Consider the following 15,517-nt stretch of genomic DNA (forward strand, 5'->3'; position numbering starts at 1 on the left):
GACAAGGAAATGGTCATGCCCGGCGACAACGTGTCGATCACGGTCAAGCTGATCGCTCCGATCGCCATGGAAGAAGGTCTGCGCTTCGCGATCCGCGAAGGCGGCCGCACCGTGGGTTCGGGCGTCGTCGCCAAGATCCTCGACATCTGATTCGAACGCTAGCTAGGAAGGAATCAACATGGCCACCAAGCAAAAAATCCGCATCCGCCTGAAGGCGTTCGACTACAAGCTGATCGATCAATCGGCCGCCGAGATCGTCGATACCGCCAAGCGTACCGGCGCCATCGTCAAGGGCCCGGTGCCCCTGCCGACCCGCATGAAGCGTTTCGACATCCTGCGCTCGCCGCACGTCAACAAGACGAGCCGCGACCAGTTCGAGATCCGCACGCACCAGCGCCTGATGGACATCGTCGATCCGACGGACAAGACGGTGGACGCGCTCATGAAGCTCGACCTGCCGGCCGGCGTGGACGTCGAGATCAAGCTGCAGTAAGAGTTTTCCCGCAGCCATGAGAGCCCGTTCGCAGAAATGCGAGCGGGCTTTCTCTTTTGTGGGGCCGAATATGGCATCCTAGAAAGGCACGGCAACCGGCCGTCGAGATCCTCTAGGGGCGCAGGGATGAGTTACAGAACGTATTGGCAATTGGTCGTGGCGTCCGTGGCGTTGGTGCTTCTGGGGGGGTGCGGCGGAGGTGGCGGCGGCGGAGGTGGCGTCTTCCTGCCGACGGCGGTCAGCTCCGTCACGCTCAGTGGCACTGCGACGTATGACTCGGTTCCCAATGAAACCGGGGCGCTCGTCTATGCCGCGACGACATCCAAGCCGATCCGCGGCGCAGCGGTCGACGTCCTGAGCGGTTTGACGCTCGTGGCCTCGACGACGACTGACGCCAACGGTGCGTATTCAGTGACGGTGCCCCCGAGCACGGGCTTGATCGTGCGCGTGAAGGCGCAGATGTCGCAAAGCGGCGCCGGGCCCAGTTGGGACGTCACGGTCCGTGACAACACCAACTCGAATGCCATCTATGCGATGGAAACCCCGGCGTTTTCATCGGGCATCGCCGCATCTCTCACGAGAGACATCCATGCGCCGTCCGGATGGGGTGGATCGAGCTATGGATCAGCTCGCGTCGCCGGGCCGTTTGCACTCCTGGATACGGTCTACACGGCCCAGGCCAAGGTACTCTCGGTGGCGCCCTCGACCGCATTTCCGTCGCTGCGCGTCTTCTGGAGCGTGAACAACGTTCCGGGCGGGAGCAATCCGGCCGTCGGCCAGATCGGGACGACCTTCTTCAGCAACGCAAGCGACGGCCGTGCCATCTACGTGCTCGGCAAGGAAGGCGTGGACACCGATGAGTACGATGCTTCGGTGATCGCGCACGAGTGGGGTCACTACTACCAATCCGCATTCAGTCGCGACGATTCACCGGGAGGAAGTCATTCGATGAACGACCTCCTCGACCGGCGCGTCGCCTTCTCGGAGGGCTGGGGCAATGCATGGTCGGGGATCGCGCTCGAGCGAAGCAATTACACCGACTCAGTGGGCGCGGGGCAGGCATCGGGTTCGAACGTGAACCTGGCTGCCGGATTCAGTTCGGGCGCGGGCTGGTATCGCGAGGCTTCCATTCATTCGATCCTCTGGAATCTCAATAGCCAGATCGGATTCAAGGCGATCCACAACACGATGACCGGCTCGTTCAAGAGCGGGACCGCGGTGACGTCCATCCACCCCTTTGCGGCGGCCTTCTATGCGGTTGCCCCGGCAAACGCCTCGAACCTGAATGCCCTGCTGAGCGGCCAGTCGATCAGTCCCGTGGCGGATCCTTTCGGCGGATCGGAGACGAACAGTGGCGGCGTCTCCACCGCACTGCCGATGTACAACCAGGCAACGCCCGGTGCGTCCAATTCGGCTTGTGTGATCAATCAGGCCGGCACCGGGAACAAGCTCGGGAATTTCGCCTATCTGAGGTTCACCGTTCCCACTGGCGGCAACTACACCATCGCCGTCACTGGCACTTCGGCAACGGACCCGGATTTCGTGGTCTACCACGGTGGCCAGATTGCCGCGTCCGACGGACTGGGTTCCAGCGAAACGGCCGTTGTCGCCCTTCCGGCGGGCGAAAGCGTTCTAGTGATTACCGACTTCAACAACACTTCCCAGTCGACGGCGGCCTCGCCATCGGCGCAGACACCGACATGTTTTACCGTCACCATCCAATGATCGCGTCGGTTGCACGACAAAGCGCCCGCGCGTGCACGGCTGCGTTGCTGACGCTGGCGCTCCTTCCACTCACGAACGCCTGCGCCGATTCCGGCAAGACCGAGAAGAAGGCCGCCGGGCGCGCCGCCATGACAACTGCACCGATGAAGGCGAACGGCTCCGGCGTCGCGGTCAAGTATCGGGTCGAGGGAACGCCCCGGGTCGGTGCCGCCACGTCGGTCGTCCTGACCCTGGACGGCGTGACGGATCCGGCGGGCGCTTCGCTTCGTCTGCAGGCAGAGGGCGGCGTGGCGCTCGGGGCGACCGCGACAACGGTCGCGCTGCCGGCCGGGGCCGCTACGACTTTGACGATCGACGTGACGCCGACCGCGGAAGGCATCGGCTATGTCCATGTATTCACGACCCAGTACGGCGCGACCAGCGCGACGTCGATCCCTATCCAGGTGGGGAAGACCCCTGCGCAATCGCCCGCCAGTGATCTCAAGCAATCACCGGACGGCGAAAGAATCCGCTCGATGCAGGTGAAGTAGCGGCTCTCCTCGGGCTGCTGCGCGTAGTTGCAGAGACTGCATAGGCCGGGATATAATCGCCGGCTCTGCCTAAATTGCGCCTTGAGAGTCGCCTCGAAGGGGTCTCGAAAAGGGGATTTGCGCAGAACTTTATCAACCTTCTTTCGTACACCAAACGCTGTCGCCAATTGAAGTGGCAGCGGCGGAAGTTTTGGAGAAAACCAATGAGTCTGAGCAACTCCCTCGGGTTGCTGGGCCGCAAGGTGGGGATGATGCGTCTCTTCACCGATGACGGGGATGCAGTTCCCGTCACGGTGGTGGATGTGTCCAACAACCGCGTGACCCAGATCAAGTCCCAAGAGAACGATGGCTACGTCGCACTGCAAGTGACGTTCGGTTCGCGCAAGGCTTCGCGCGTGACCAAGCCCCAAGCCGGTCACCTCGCCAAGGCGGGCGTCGAAGCTGGCGAAATCGTCCGCGAATTCCGTGTGACGGCCGACGCCGCTGCCCAGCATCAGGCTGGCAGCGCCATCGCCGTGGGCAGCGTGTTCGCCGTGGGCCAGAAGGTCGATGTGCAAGGCACCTCGATCGGCAAGGGCTATGCCGGCACGATCAAGCGCCACAACATGGCTTCGCAGCGCGCGTCGCACGGTAACAGCCGTTCGCACAACGTTCCTGGCTCCATCGGCATGGCACAGGATCCGGGTCGCGTGTTTCCGGGCAAGCGCATGACGGGCCACCTGGGCGACGCCACCGTGACGACCCAGAACCTCGATGTGATCCGTATCGACGAAGCGCGTCAGTTGCTCCTGATCAAGGGTGCGATTCCGGGCTCGAAGGGTGGCTTTGTCACCGTGCGTCCGGCCATCAAGGCCAAGCCGCAAGCCGCAGAAGGAGCGAAGTAATGGAACTCGAACTCCTGAACGAACAAGGCCAGGCCGCGTCGAAGTACGACGCGCCGGAAACCGTGTTCGGCCGTGACTTCAACGAAGACCTGGTTCACCAGATCGTTGTTGCCTACCAGGCCAATGCACGTCAAGGCACGCGCGCCCAGAAGGACCGCGAGCAGGTCAAGCACTCGACCAAGAAGCCGTTCAAGCAAAAGGGAACGGGCCGCGCCCGTGCCGGTATGACTTCCTCGCCGCTGTGGCGTGGGGGCGGCCGCATCTTCCCGAACATGCCTGACGAAAACTTCACGCAGAAGATCAACAAGAAGATGTACCGCGCCGGCATGGCGTCGATCTTCTCGCAACTCGCTCGCGAAGGCCGTCTGGCTGTGGTCGATTCGATCAAGGTCGATTCGCACAAGACCAAGGCGCTGGCCGCCAAGTTCAAGGCGATGAATCTCGAGTCCGTGCTCGTGATCGCCGAGGAAGTCGACGAGAACCTGTACCTGGCATCGCGCAACCTGGTGAACGTGCTCGTGGTCGAGCCGCGTTACGCCGATCCGGTTTCGCTGGTCCACTACAAGAAGGTGCTGGTCACCAAGGGTGCCGTCGACAAGCTCAAGGAGATGTTCGCATGAGCCGCATGAACCCTACTCCCGCACAGCGTCAGTTCGACGAAGGTCGCCTGATGAACGTGCTGGTCGCCCCGATCGTGTCCGAAAAGGCCACGATGGTTGGCGAGAAATCGAACGCAGTCACCTTCAAGGTGCTGCAGGACGCCACCAAGCCTGAGATCAAGGCGGCTGTCGAACTGATGTTCAAGGTCGAAGTCCAGGGCGTGTCGGTGCTCAATACCAAGGGCAAGACCAAGCGCTTCGGCAAGTCCGTCGGCCGCCGCGACAACGTTCGCAAGGCCTATGTGACGCTGAAGGCCGGTCAAGAGCTCAACCTCGTCGGGGAAGGCGCTTAATCATGGCCGTCATCAAGCAGAAACCCACTTCGCCGGGCCAACGCGGCGCAGTGAAGATTTCGCGCGATCACCTCTACAAGGGTGCACCGCACGCGCCGCTGCTGGAATCGCAATTCCAGAAGGCCGGCCGCAACAATAACGGTCACATCACGACCCGTCACAAGGGCGGTGGCCACAAGCACCACTACCGCGTGGTGGACTTCGTGCGCAACAAGGACGGCATCCCGGCCAAGGTCGAACGCATCGAGTACGACCCGAATCGCACCGCCCACATCGCGCTGGTGTGCTACGCCGACGGCGAGCGCCGCTACATCATCGCCCCGCGCGGTCTGGAAGCCGGTGCCACGCTGCTGAGCGGTTCGGAAGCCCCGATCCGCGCCGGCAACACGCTGCCGATCCGCAACATTCCCGTGGGTTCGACGATCCACTGCATCGAGCTGCAGCCTGGCAAGGGCGCGCAGATCGCCCGCTCGGCCGGTACCTCGGCCACGCTGCTGGCCCGTGAAGGCGTCTACGCCCAGGTCCGCATGCGTTCGGGCGAAGTCCGCCGCGTGCACGTCGAGTGCCGCGCGACCATCGGTGAAGTCGCCAACGAAGAACACAGCCTGCGCCAGCTCGGCAAGGCCGGTGTGAAGCGCTGGATGGGCATCCGCCCGACCGTTCGCGGCGTGGTGATGAACCCGGTCGACCACCCGCACGGTGGTGGCGAAGGCAAGACCGGCGAAGGCCGCCATCCTGTCGACCCGTGGGGCAACCTGACCAAGGGTTATCGCACCCGTAACAACAAGCGCACGCAGGTCTTCATCGTGTCGCGTCGCAAGAAGTAAGGGATAGCAAATGACTCGCTCTCTCAAGAAGGGTCCGTTCGTCGACCACCACCTCGTGGCCAAGGCCGACAAGGCTGTGACGACCAAGGACAAGAAGCCGATCAAGACCTGGTCGCGTCGCTCGATGGTCCTGCCCGAGTTCATCGGCCTGACCATCGCCGTGCACAACGGCAAGCAGCACGTGCCTGTCTACATCACCGACCAGATGGTTGGCCACAAGCTCGGCGAATTTGCGCTCACGCGCACGTTCAAGGGGCACCCCGCGGACAAGAAAGTCCAGAAGAAGTAAGGAACGACCATGTCTGAAACACGTGCAGTCCTCCGCGGCGTCCGCCTTTCGGTCGATAAGGGCCGTCTGGTCGCCGACCTGATCCGCGGCAAGAAGGTCGATCAAGCGCTCAACATCCTGCAATTCACGCAGAAGAAGGCCGCTGTGATCGTCAAGAAGGTGCTCGAGTCGGCCATCGCCAACGCCGAGCACAACGACGGTGCCGACATCGACGAACTGAAGGTCAAGACCATCTACGTCGAGCAAGGCGCCACGCTCAAGCGCTTCACCGCGCGCGCCAAGGGTCGCGGCAATCGCATCAGCAAGCCCACGTGCCATGTGTACGTGACGGTTGGCAACTAACAGGCTGGCAGAAATATGGGACAGAAAATCCACCCAACCGGCTTCCGCCTCGCGGTCAGCCGTAACTGGTCCAGCCGCTGGTACGCAAGCAACCGCGACTTCGCCGGCATGCTGGCCGAAGACATCAAGGTGCGCGAGTACCTGAAGAAGAAGCTCAAGAACGCATCCGTTTCGCGCGTGCTGATCGAGCGTCCCGCCAAGAACGCCCGCATCACGATCTACTCGGCACGTCCGGGCGTCGTGATCGGCAAGAAGGGCGAAGACATCGAGAACCTCAAGCGTGAACTCGGTCGCCAGCTCGGCGTGCCGGTCGCGGTCAACATCGAAGAAGTGCGCAAGCCCGAAATCGATGCCCAATTGATCGCCGACAGCATCACGCAGCAGCTCGAGAAGCGGATCATGTTCCGCCGCGCCATGAAGCGTGCGATGCAGAACGCCATGCGTCTGGGTGCCCAGGGCATCAAGATCATGTCGGCCGGTCGCCTGAACGGCATCGAAATCGCGCGTACCGAGTGGTACCGCGAAGGTCGCGTGCCGCTTCACACGCTGCGCGCCGACATCGACTACGGCACCTCGGAAGCCAAGACCACCTACGGCGTCATCGGCGTCAAGGTCTGGGTCTACAAGGGCGACACGCTGGGTCGCAACGACCTGCCGGCCGTCGAAACGCCGCGTCCTGAAGAAGAGCGTCGCCCACGTGGCCCGCGTCGCGATGGCCGTCCTGGTGGCGACCGTCCCGGCTCTGACCGCCGTGGCCCGCGCGCCGGTGCCCGTGGCCCGATCGGTGGCAACACCGCTCCGGCCGATGGCAGCGACAAGCCCGCAGAAGCCGGCGGTGCAGACTCGAAACCCGCCGTTAAGCGCGTCCGCAAAGCCGCGCCCGCTGCAGCAGCGGACGGTGCCAAGACCGAGTGATCGGTCTTAGAACTACGGAGTAACAAACATGCTGCAACCTGCACGCAGAAAGTTCCGCAAGGAACAAAAGGGCCGCAACACCGGCATCGCGACCCGCGGCAACGCGGTTTCGTTCGGTGATTTCGGTCTGAAGTCGATCGACCGCGGCCGCCTGACGGCACGCCAGATCGAAGCCGCTCGTCGCGCGATCTCGCGTCACGTGAAGCGCGGTGGCCGCATCTGGATTCGTGTGTTCCCCGACAAGCCGATCTCCCACAAGCCCGCAGAAGTGCGGATGGGTAACGGCAAGGGCAACCCCGAGTACTACGTCGCCGAAATCCAGCCCGGCAAGGTGATCTACGAGATCGTCGGCGTTCCCGAAGAACTCGCTCGCGAGGCCTTCCGTCTGGCCGCTGCCAAGCTCCCGCTGCGCACGACCTTCGTCGCACGCCAGCTCGGCGCCTGATCGAGGAGAACACCATGGCAACACGTAAGAAGAAGGACGCCGCGGCAACCGCCAAGACGTCGAAGGCCGCTGAGCTGCGCAACAAGGATGTTGCCGGCCTGCAAGCCGAAATCAAGGATCTGCAGAAGGCCCATTTCGGCCTGCGCATGCAGAAGGCCACGCAACAACTGTCGAACGTCGCAACGCTGCGCGTCACCCGTCGTGACATCGCACGTGCGAAGACCATTCTTGCTCAGAAGCAGCAAGAAGCCGCCAAGTAAGGAGTGACCATGACGGAAGCTAAAAAGTCCCTCAAGCGCACCTTGATTGGCAAGGTGGTCAGCGACAAGCGCGCGAAGACCGTGACCGTTCTGGTCGAGCGTCGCGTGAAGCACGAGCTCTACGGCAAGATCGTCGCCAAGACGAGCAAGTACCACGCCCATGACGAAAAGGGCGAGTACAAGCTCGGCGACATCATCGAGATCACGGAAAGCCGTCCGATCTCGAAGACGAAGAACTGGGTTGTGACCCGCCTGGTCGAGAAGGCCGCCCTGGTCTGATCTCCGGCGAAGCAGCCAACGCAAAAGCGGCCCACAATGTGGGCCGTTTTTCTTTTTCAGGAGCACTTCACATGATCAAAGTTGGCGACACACTTCCTTCCGCAACGCTGCAGGAATACTCGGAAGTTGAAGGCGAGGGCTGCAGCATCGGCCCGAACCCCGTCGACGTGACCAAGGCAACGGCCGGCAAGACGATCGCGCTGTTCGCGCTTCCCGGCGCCTTCACGCCGACCTGCTCCGCCAAACATGTTCCCGGCTACGTCCAGCACTTCGACGATTTCAAGTCCGCCGGCGTGGACGAGATCTGGTGCGTCAGCGTGAACGACGCCTTCGTGATGGGCGCTTGGGCTCGCGATCAGAAGACCGCCGGCAAGGTTCGCATGCTGGCTGACGGCAGCGGCGTGTTCGCGAATGCCACCGGGCTGACGCTCGACCTGACTGCGCGCGGCATGGGTGTGCGCAGCAACCGTTACTCGATGCTGGTGAAGGATGGCAAGGTTGCTTCGCTCAATGTGGAGGCGCCTGGCAAGTTCGAGGTGAGCGACGCGGATACGCTGCTCGCTCAAGCAAAGGGCTGAGGCTGGGGGAGCGCTAAAGCTCTGCCTTGAGGTAGTGCGACCCGGCAATCGGGTTGTGGTAGTAGGGCGGCACTTCGACGAAGCCCAGGTCTTCGTAGAGTGCCCGCGCCGATTCCATGTCGTCGAGCGTGTCGAGCAGCACGCACGCATACCCGGCGCCGCGCGCCGCATCCAGGATGGCCTCGGCCAACTGCCGCCCCAGTCCGATACCGCGGAATTCGGGCCGCACATACAGGCGCTTCATTTCCGCGGCGTTGGTGTAGTCGGCCGAATCCAGCGGGCGCAGCGCACAGCAGCCCGCGACATGTGCAAGGCCGCCATTGGCCCGTTGCAGCGGCTGAGCGTTGACCGGCACGGCCGTGTCCGCGGTGCTGACCAGCGCCAGCAGCAGCGCGCCCCGCGGTTCAGCGTATTCGCCCGGGAGGGCCGCCAGTTCTTCCTCGAAATGCTGAAAGCCGAGATCGATTCCCAGTGAGGCTGCGTAGTCACGGAGGATGGCGCGGGTGGCGTCAAGCTCGTGCGCCTCGTCGGGCGTGAGCAGCACGATCTCGGGCATGTCCGCCAGTGGCAGCGGACGCGACGTCGAATGACTCATAGGCGCAGCGAGGCAATCCAGGCAGCAAAGCCGCTGCAGATGATGACGACCACCAACGCGAGCGCTCTCGAGCCCGCATCGTCACGGCTCGAAGCGGCGGCTTCGGCAGCAACGCATTTGTCGCCGTCGATCATGGGCCGAACCAATTGCTGGCGCTTCACCCGCACATAAAACAACACGGCCAGGATGTGCACGCTCACCAGCGCGATCACGATCCACTTCCCGAAGTTCACATGCCAGCCGCTCGCAAGACTCACGACGGCGGCGGGAACGAACCGTGTCAGCGGGCCCGATGCCGAGATCTCATCGTCGGCGACGAGCCCGGTCGACACCTGCGCGATCAGGACGACGAGCAGCGCGAAGACCGACAGCGCACCCAGCGGCGTATGCCCGACCAGATGATCCGGATGCGCCTGGCCCCGGAGGTAGGCCAGGAGTGAGCGCGGCGCATAAATGAAGGCGGAAAAACGCGACCAGCGCCCGCCGATGAAGCCCCAGATCACCCGGAACAGCAGCAGCGACAGTGCCGCGTAGCCGAAGCGGAAATGCCATTCCATCACCCCGCCGAATCCAGTTGCGAGCGAGCAGACCACCGTGAGCGCCAGTGACCAGTGGAACAGCCGCGTCGGCAGATCCCACACACGCACCGGCAGCGCGCCGGCGTTGTCCGGCCCCGGGCGGCATCTCGCGGGCTCGAGGGAAGCGGTCATGGGTTGCGGTGGGCGCATGCTGCGGGATGCGCAGATTAGCAAACTTCGGGGGTGCCCAGTCCTGCGGGTTCTCTCTAATCTCGCCTGCCGCCAAATCCCTTACCTTGCCGCGGCACCGTACCCGCGATGCATCCACAACAACAACAAGGGTTCAAATGAAACGTCTTGTCACGCCTGCGCTCGCAATTCTCTGCACTGCCTACGCCATGTCGTCCCACGCTCAGTTCGCGAAGACCGAGGACGCGATCAAGTACCGCCAGAGTGCGATGTTCATTCAGAGTCAGCAGGTGGCACGCCTCGGCGCCATGGCCAGCGGCCGGGCGCCCTACGATGCCGCTGCGGCCGTGGCGAACGCCGAAGTGGTCACGCAGATCTCCAGGCTCCCGTGGGCCGGTTTTGCCCCGGGCACCGAAGGCGGCAAGGCGAAGCCCGAAATCTGGAAGGAACAGGCCAAGTTCAAGGAACTGAGCGAGCGCCTCATGGCCGACACCGACAAGCTGCTCGTCGCCGCAAAAGCCGGGAATGTCGATGCACTGAAAGCCGCCATGGGCCCGTTGGGCGAGACCTGCAAGTCGTGCCACGACAACTTCAGGAACAGGTAGCTCGCCCCCAGGCTTGCTCACTTCGTGTAGCCGCCAACCCTACCGCGGGCAATACCAGTGGCCCGGCGAAGCCGGTGCCACGGTGTTTCTGGAAGGGGGAGCGGCCGCGCGGGGCGGTTCAGGCTTCGGCCAGGAGCTTCTCGATCAGCTTGTGGAGTTCGGCGAAGTCGGGTTCGCCGACATAGCGCTTCACGATCTCGCCGCGCTTGTTGACGACGTAGGTGGTCGGCGTGAGCTTCACGTCGCCCCAGGCCTCTGCCACCGCGCCGGTGTTGTCGATCGCCACCTTGAACGGCAGCTTGCGCGTTTCGGCGAAGTTGACGACATAGGCCGGCGGGTCGTAGCTCATCGCGACGGCCAGCGTGTCGTAGCCCTGGCCCTTGTACTTGTCGTACGTGGCGATCACCTTGGGCATCTCCGCGACGCAGGTGACACAACTCGTCGCCCAGAAGTTGACCAGCGTCACCTTGCCTTTGAGGTCCTCGGTGCTCTTCTTGCTGCCATCGAGCAGGACGAAGGTCGAAGCCGGGGCTGCGGAAGCGCCGGTGTTCAGGTAGACGCCCGCGCCAACAGCCAAGGCAACGGCCAGAAAGGCAACGGGGATGAACTTCTTCATGATGAACGAGCAGATGACTGGGCGTGATTTTAGTTCCGCCGCGCAGAACGCGCGTTGCCGTCCGGCGGTCGACCGGGTTCGATAATGACCTTTCCATGTCAACCCCCTCCCGCTCGGGCCGAGCCATGCTCGTCGCAGCAGCGGCCGCACTCGCCGCCTGCAGCCCCACCTTCAACTGGCGTGAAGTCCCCATCGGCGACGCGGGAGTGATCGCGCTGCTGCCCTGCAAGCCTGAGCGAGCGACGCGGGACCTCCCGATCGGCGCCGGATCGATCCCTGTCGAGATGGCGGGATGCAAGGCAGGCGGCGCGACTTTTGCGGTGGCTCATGCGCGTGCGCAGAGCACTGAACAGGCCGAGAACTGGCTGCGCGCCTGGCACGCGGCGACGCGCAGCCAGCTGGGCGACGTGCCCGTGGTGGAGTCGCCGGCGGTCCTCGCCCGGGCTGCCTCCTCGCCTGCGCCGGCCCGCCTCGACACCCAAGGTGCCGACGCCGCTGCACGCGCAGCCGCCACGCACGTCCTCTGGTTTGCCCATCACCGCCCGGACGGCAGTGCGTCGATCTACCAGGCAACTGTCTCGGGCGCCCCGTCATCGACGGAAGCCGTCGCGACGTTCTTTGAAGGGTTCCATATCCCGTGAGCGTGAAAAATCAAGCCAAGCGAACGGAACCTCTTTCATGGATGCCCCCGCATAATCGGCAAGCAGCAGATCGCCCCGCATGAACAGCATCTTCATCATCGCCCACGTGCCGCTCGCGAATGCGTTGCGGCAATGCGCGCTGCATGTGTTTCCCGATTGCGAGTCGTCGATCTCGGCGCTCGATGTGCTGCCCAATGTGTCGCCGGACGAAACCCTCGCGGCGGCACGCATCACCCTGGCGCAGCTCCAGCGCTCGCCGCGCTCGCAGGTGCTCGTGCTGGCCGACGTGTTCGGCGCGACGCCCTGCAATGTCGCGCAGAAGCTCGTCGACGGCGTCCGCTCGCGGCTCGTGGCGGGGGTCAATCTGCCGATGCTGCTGCGCGCGGTGAGCTATCGCAACGAACCGCTCGAGACCCTGGTGCAGCGCGCGCTCACCGGCGGTACCGCGGGTGTCATGCAAGTCGCAGTCACCGCTCCCCAGAACCAGGCAAGAAGAAAGCACAGTGATCAAGACATCCGTGACCATCAGCAATAAGCTGGGCCTGCACGCGCGCGCCTCGGCAAAACTCACCAAGCTCGCGGGGAGCTATCCCTGCGAAGTCTGGCTGGCGCGCGGTGACCGCCGCGTCAATGCCAAGAGCATCATGGGCGTGATGATGCTGGCCGCCGGCCTCGGCGTGACGGTGGACGTCGAGACCAATGGCGAGCGCGAGCAGGAGGCGCTCGATGCCATCGTCGCGCTCATGAACGACAAGTTCGGCGAAGGAGAGTGATGAAGCCCACCCCCGTTGCTTGCTCACTTCGTGTAGCCGCCTCCCCCCTCAAGGGGGCGCACCCGGCGGCCCGGCCGAGCCGGTTCCGCGGGTGCCTGCGAACGGGCCTGCTGCGCGGCCGGGGGGATTGGGGCGCACTGATCGCAGCGGGTTACTGACATGACATTCTCGATCCACGGTCTTCCGGTTGCGCGTGGCATTGCCATCGGGCGGGCGGTGCTCGTCGTGTCGAGCCGGATCGACGTCGCGCATTACTTCATCAAGCCCGAAGAGGTCGAGACCGAGATCGACCGCGTGCGCGTGGCGCGCAACGGGGTGGCCGAGGAGCTGCAGAAGCTGCAGGCCAGCGTTGCGCTGATGGGCCCCAACGACGCGCCGCACGAGCTTTCCGCGCTGCTCGACGTGCACCAGATGCTGCTGCAGGACGAAGTGCTCACCACCGGCGTCAAGCACTGGATCGTCGAGCGCCTGTACAACGCCGAATGGGCGCTGACCACCCAGCTCGAAATCGTCGCACGGCAGTTCGACGAGATGGAGGACGAATACCTGCGCGAGCGCAAGGCCGACCTCGAGCAGGTGGTCGAACGCCTTCTCCACCGGATGAAAGGTACGGCCGCGGTCCTGGCGCCGCCGCCCCCGCGCCGCAAGCGGGCCGCCGAACACGACGACGGGGACCATGCCGACCCGACCGCCGGCGAGGCCTTCGACGCACCGCTGGTGCTCATCGCGCACGATCTCTCGCCGGCCGACATGCTGCAGTTCAAGAAGAGCGTGTTCGCCGGCTTCGTTACCGACGTGGGCGGGCGTACGTCGCACACGGCCATCGTCGCGCGCAGCATGGACATCCCGGCGGTGGTCGGCGCGCGCAGCGCGAGCCAGCTGGTGCGGCAGGACGACTGGGTCATCATCGATGGCGATGCCGGCGTGGTGATCGTCGATCCCTCGCCGATCATCCTTGCCGAGTACGGCTTCAAGCAGCGCCAGGGCGACCTCGAGCGCGGGCGGCTGTCGAGGCTGCGGCACAAGCCGGCCGTCACGCTCGACGGCCAGCGCGTCGACCTGCTCGCCAACATCGAGATGCCCGAAGACACGCTCGGCGCCGTCAAGGCGGGCGCGGTCGGCGTGGGCCTCTTCCGTAGCGAATTTCTCTTCATGGGCCGCGAGTCGCAGCGCAAGACGCGGCTGCCCGACGAGGACGAGCAGTACGAGGCGTACCGGCGCGCGATCGATGGCATGCAGGGCATGCCGGTCACGATCCGCACCATCGACGTCGGCGCGGACAAGCCACTCGACGGAAAGTCGGTGCGTGACGATGCCCACCTGAACCCCGCGCTCGGCCTGCGCGCGATTCGCTGGAGCCTGGCCGACCCGGCGATGTTCCTGACGCAGTTGCGCGCCATTCTTCGCGCCGCGGCACACGGCGAGATCCACCTGCTGATCCCGATGCTCGCGCACGTGAGCGAGATCCGGCAGACGCTGTCGCTCATCGACTTCGCGCGCGCCGAGCTGGACAACCGTGGCGTCGCCTACGGCCACGTCAAGGTCGGCGCGATGATCGAGATTCCCGCGGCGGCGCTCACGCTGCGCACCTTCCTCAAGTACTTCGACTTCTTGTCGATCGGCACCAACGACCTGATTCAGTACACGCTCGCGATCGACCGCGCCGACGAATCGGTGGCGCACCTCTACGACCCTGCGCATCCCGCGGTGCTTCGGCTGGTGGCCGACACCATCGCCGAGTGCCGCCGGCAGGGCAAGGGCGTGAGCGTCTGCGGCGAAATGGCCGGTGACGTGGTGTTCACGCGCCTGCTGCTCGGGCTCGGCCTGCGCAGCTTCTCGATGCATCCCTCGCAGATCCTGGCCGTCAAGCAGGAAGTGCTGCGCGCCGACGTCAGCAAGCTCGAAGCGTGGGCGCGTGAAGTCGTGGATGCCGAGGATCCCGCGGCCGCGCTGGCCCGATAGATCGCCGCGTCGCAATAAAACGAAACACAGCGAAACCGCCGCGAAAGGACTTCGCGGTGACTCGCCGCGAGCATGGAGTCTTCCGATCGGTCCCCGATCGCAACGCAAGGAAGACGCTCATGAAACCCTGGTTCAAACGATCCCTCTTCGGCCTCGCCGGTGCGGCGCTGGTCGCCGGCAGCCTCACCGGTTGCGGCTATCGCCATGGCGGCTGGCACAACGCCTCCGAGCAGGACCGCGCCGAGTTCCGTGCACGCATGGTCGAGCGCGTGAGCAGCAAGCTCGAACTCGATGCCACGCAGAAAGCCAAGCTCGCGACCTTGAGCGAAAAGATCCAGGCCCAGCGCGCCGCGCTGCGTGGCGGCGGCGATCCGCGCGCCGAATTCCGTGCGCTGTTCGCCGGCGCCAAGCTCGACCAGGAGCGCGCGAAGAAACTCGTCGAGGACAAGACCGCCGCCATTCAGGCCGGCAGCCCCGAGGTCATCGCCGCGGCGGCCGACTTCTTCGACAGCCTCAATCCGGAGCAGCAGCAGAAGGTGCGTGACTTCATGGATCGCGGACGCCGCTGGGGCCGGGGATGAGGCTCGCCCCCAGGCTGCGCGCACTGCGTGTCGCTTCGCCAACCCCCTACCGGGGGCGGGCCGGCCGCTTGGGAGCGGCCCTGCGCGGCGGCCCCCTGGAAAGGGAATCGGACGCGCCGGCCGGAGCGGCCTCCGGCGGTGTGCGTGCCGTGCTGCGTCTCGAAGGCCTCGCGGTTCTGCTCGCCTCGGTCGCCGCCTATGCGGACCTCGGCGCCGGCTGGGGCGCCTTCGCGATGCTGTTCCTGCTGCCCGATCTGTCGTTCCTCGGCTACCTGGCAGGCGCGCGCACCGGCGCGGCGGTCTACAACCTCGCGCATTCGTACGTCGGTCCGGTCGCGCTGCTGGCGCTTGGCGCCTTGGCCGACATGCCCGTCGCGCTCGCGGTGGGCCTGATCTGGTGCGCGCACATCGGCTTCGACCGCATGCTGGGCTACGGGTTGAAGTACGCCTCGGGCTTCGCGGCCACGCATCTCGGCCGCATCGGGCCGACCGATCCGTGGTGAAGCCGTGACCGGCGT

Annotated in this window: 24 protein-coding genes and 1 pseudogene; 22 read left to right on the top strand and 3 right to left on the bottom strand. The window is 64.7% G+C overall.

What is annotated here, in order from left to right:
- The 15 genes and pseudogenes from tuf to BLW05_RS09835 all read left to right on the top strand — a co-directional run.
- A pseudogene (gene tuf, locus BLW05_RS09765) lies at positions 1-150 on the top strand (elongation factor Tu); the annotation flags it as partial.
- A 28-nt stretch (positions 151-178) separates the two neighbouring features.
- Entirely contained in the window at positions 179-493 is a 315-nt protein-coding gene (gene rpsJ / locus BLW05_RS09770) for a 30S ribosomal protein S10 (RefSeq protein WP_028250951.1), read from the top strand.
- A gap of 156 nt (positions 494-649) precedes the next feature.
- The gene (locus BLW05_RS09775; protein WP_256330154.1) at positions 650-2,218 is read left to right on the top strand and encodes a hypothetical protein; all 1,569 of its coding nucleotides are present in this window, start codon (positions 650-652) and stop codon (positions 2,216-2,218) included.
- A complete protein-coding gene (locus BLW05_RS09780) occupies positions 2,215-2,748 on the top strand; it encodes a hypothetical protein (protein WP_143044807.1) in 534 nt (177 codons plus the stop codon). The genes BLW05_RS09775 and BLW05_RS09780 overlap by 4 nt, the downstream gene beginning before the upstream one ends.
- 203 nt (positions 2,749-2,951) lie before the next feature.
- Positions 2,952-3,632 carry a 50S ribosomal protein L3 gene (rplC, locus tag BLW05_RS09785; protein WP_093162192.1) on the top strand — a complete coding sequence of 227 codons (681 nt, stop codon included), beginning with the start codon at positions 2,952-2,954 and terminating at the stop codon, positions 3,630-3,632.
- Positions 3,632-4,252 (top strand): 50S ribosomal protein L4, encoded by a 621-nt coding sequence (rplD, locus tag BLW05_RS09790; protein WP_093162193.1) that lies wholly within the window; start codon positions 3,632-3,634, stop codon positions 4,250-4,252. Before rplC ends, rplD begins: the two co-directional genes overlap by 1 nt.
- Complete coding sequence (gene rplW, locus BLW05_RS09795) at positions 4,249-4,584, top strand: 50S ribosomal protein L23 (protein WP_093162195.1); 336 nt, start codon at positions 4,249-4,251, stop codon at positions 4,582-4,584. The genes rplD and rplW overlap by 4 nt, the downstream gene beginning before the upstream one ends.
- Before the next feature lie 2 nt (positions 4,585-4,586).
- Entirely contained in the window at positions 4,587-5,411 is an 825-nt protein-coding gene (gene rplB / locus BLW05_RS09800) for a 50S ribosomal protein L2 (protein WP_093162196.1), read from the top strand.
- Between the two features lie 10 nt (positions 5,412-5,421).
- Positions 5,422-5,700, top strand: a complete 279-nt coding sequence (rpsS, locus tag BLW05_RS09805) for a 30S ribosomal protein S19 (RefSeq protein WP_007838132.1) — start codon at positions 5,422-5,424, stop codon at positions 5,698-5,700.
- Between the two features lie 9 nt (positions 5,701-5,709).
- Positions 5,710-6,042 carry a 50S ribosomal protein L22 gene (gene rplV, locus BLW05_RS09810; protein ID WP_019657678.1) on the top strand — a complete coding sequence of 111 codons (333 nt, stop codon included), beginning with the start codon at positions 5,710-5,712 and terminating at the stop codon, positions 6,040-6,042.
- A gap of 15 nt (positions 6,043-6,057) precedes the next feature.
- Entirely contained in the window at positions 6,058-6,957 is a 900-nt protein-coding gene (gene rpsC / locus BLW05_RS09815; RefSeq protein WP_093162198.1) for a 30S ribosomal protein S3, read from the top strand.
- A gap of 28 nt (positions 6,958-6,985) precedes the next feature.
- Positions 6,986-7,402, top strand: a complete 417-nt coding sequence (gene rplP / locus BLW05_RS09820; RefSeq protein ID WP_028250943.1) for a 50S ribosomal protein L16 — start codon at positions 6,986-6,988, stop codon at positions 7,400-7,402.
- A 14-nt stretch (positions 7,403-7,416) separates the two neighbouring features.
- Positions 7,417-7,662 (top strand): 50S ribosomal protein L29, encoded by a 246-nt coding sequence (gene rpmC / locus BLW05_RS09825; RefSeq protein WP_093162199.1) that lies wholly within the window; start codon positions 7,417-7,419, stop codon positions 7,660-7,662.
- 9 nt (positions 7,663-7,671) lie between these two features.
- Positions 7,672-7,941: a 30S ribosomal protein S17 gene (gene rpsQ, locus BLW05_RS09830; protein WP_093162201.1), complete on the top strand. Its 270-nt coding sequence runs from the start codon at positions 7,672-7,674 to the stop codon at positions 7,939-7,941.
- Between the two features lie 71 nt (positions 7,942-8,012).
- Complete coding sequence (locus BLW05_RS09835; protein WP_093162203.1) at positions 8,013-8,519, top strand: peroxiredoxin; 507 nt, start codon at positions 8,013-8,015, stop codon at positions 8,517-8,519.
- A gap of 13 nt (positions 8,520-8,532) precedes the next feature.
- Here the strand turns inward: BLW05_RS09835 and BLW05_RS09840 are convergent, their stop codons facing one another.
- Both BLW05_RS09840 and BLW05_RS09845 read right to left on the bottom strand, forming a co-directional pair.
- Complete coding sequence (locus tag BLW05_RS09840) at positions 8,533-9,114, bottom strand: GNAT family N-acetyltransferase (RefSeq protein WP_093162204.1); 582 nt, start codon at positions 9,112-9,114, stop codon at positions 8,533-8,535.
- Positions 9,111-9,824: a cytochrome b/b6 domain-containing protein gene (locus BLW05_RS09845; protein WP_093162206.1), complete on the bottom strand. Its 714-nt coding sequence runs from the start codon at positions 9,822-9,824 to the stop codon at positions 9,111-9,113. Before BLW05_RS09845 ends, BLW05_RS09840 begins: the two co-directional genes overlap by 4 nt.
- A gap of 155 nt (positions 9,825-9,979) precedes the next feature.
- Here BLW05_RS09845 and BLW05_RS09850 point away from each other — a divergent pair, with 155 nt between their 5' ends.
- Positions 9,980-10,426, top strand: a complete 447-nt coding sequence (locus BLW05_RS09850) for a c-type cytochrome (RefSeq protein WP_093162207.1) — start codon at positions 9,980-9,982, stop codon at positions 10,424-10,426.
- A gap of 118 nt (positions 10,427-10,544) precedes the next feature.
- Here the strand turns inward: BLW05_RS09850 and BLW05_RS09855 are convergent, their stop codons facing one another.
- Positions 10,545-11,042: a TlpA disulfide reductase family protein gene (locus BLW05_RS09855; RefSeq protein ID WP_093162209.1), complete on the bottom strand. Its 498-nt coding sequence runs from the start codon at positions 11,040-11,042 to the stop codon at positions 10,545-10,547.
- Between the two features lie 95 nt (positions 11,043-11,137).
- Here BLW05_RS09855 and BLW05_RS09860 point away from each other — a divergent pair, with 95 nt between their 5' ends.
- From BLW05_RS09860 to BLW05_RS09885, 6 genes are all read left to right on the top strand, one after another.
- On the top strand, positions 11,138-11,683 hold the full coding sequence (locus BLW05_RS09860) for a hypothetical protein (RefSeq protein WP_093162210.1): 546 nt from the start codon (positions 11,138-11,140) through the stop codon (positions 11,681-11,683).
- A gap of 79 nt (positions 11,684-11,762) precedes the next feature.
- Positions 11,763-12,218 carry a PTS sugar transporter subunit IIA gene (locus BLW05_RS09865; protein WP_093162212.1) on the top strand — a complete coding sequence of 152 codons (456 nt, stop codon included), beginning with the start codon at positions 11,763-11,765 and terminating at the stop codon, positions 12,216-12,218.
- Positions 12,187-12,456: an HPr family phosphocarrier protein gene (locus BLW05_RS09870; protein ID WP_093162213.1), complete on the top strand. Its 270-nt coding sequence runs from the start codon at positions 12,187-12,189 to the stop codon at positions 12,454-12,456. The genes BLW05_RS09865 and BLW05_RS09870 overlap by 32 nt, the downstream gene beginning before the upstream one ends.
- 159 nt (positions 12,457-12,615) lie before the next feature.
- On the top strand, positions 12,616-14,418 hold the full coding sequence (gene ptsP / locus BLW05_RS09875; RefSeq protein ID WP_093162215.1) for a phosphoenolpyruvate--protein phosphotransferase: 1,803 nt from the start codon (positions 12,616-12,618) through the stop codon (positions 14,416-14,418).
- A gap of 119 nt (positions 14,419-14,537) precedes the next feature.
- On the top strand, positions 14,538-14,999 hold the full coding sequence (locus BLW05_RS09880) for a Spy/CpxP family protein refolding chaperone (RefSeq protein ID WP_093162216.1): 462 nt from the start codon (positions 14,538-14,540) through the stop codon (positions 14,997-14,999).
- Positions 14,996-15,502, top strand: a complete 507-nt coding sequence (locus BLW05_RS09885; protein ID WP_093162218.1) for a DUF4260 domain-containing protein — start codon at positions 14,996-14,998, stop codon at positions 15,500-15,502. The genes BLW05_RS09880 and BLW05_RS09885 overlap by 4 nt, the downstream gene beginning before the upstream one ends.
- Positions 15,503-15,517: the final 15 nt, after the last annotated feature.

This window comes from Variovorax sp. YR216, assembly GCF_900107745.1.
Taxonomy (GTDB): Bacteria; Pseudomonadota; Gammaproteobacteria; order Burkholderiales; family Burkholderiaceae_C; genus Variovorax.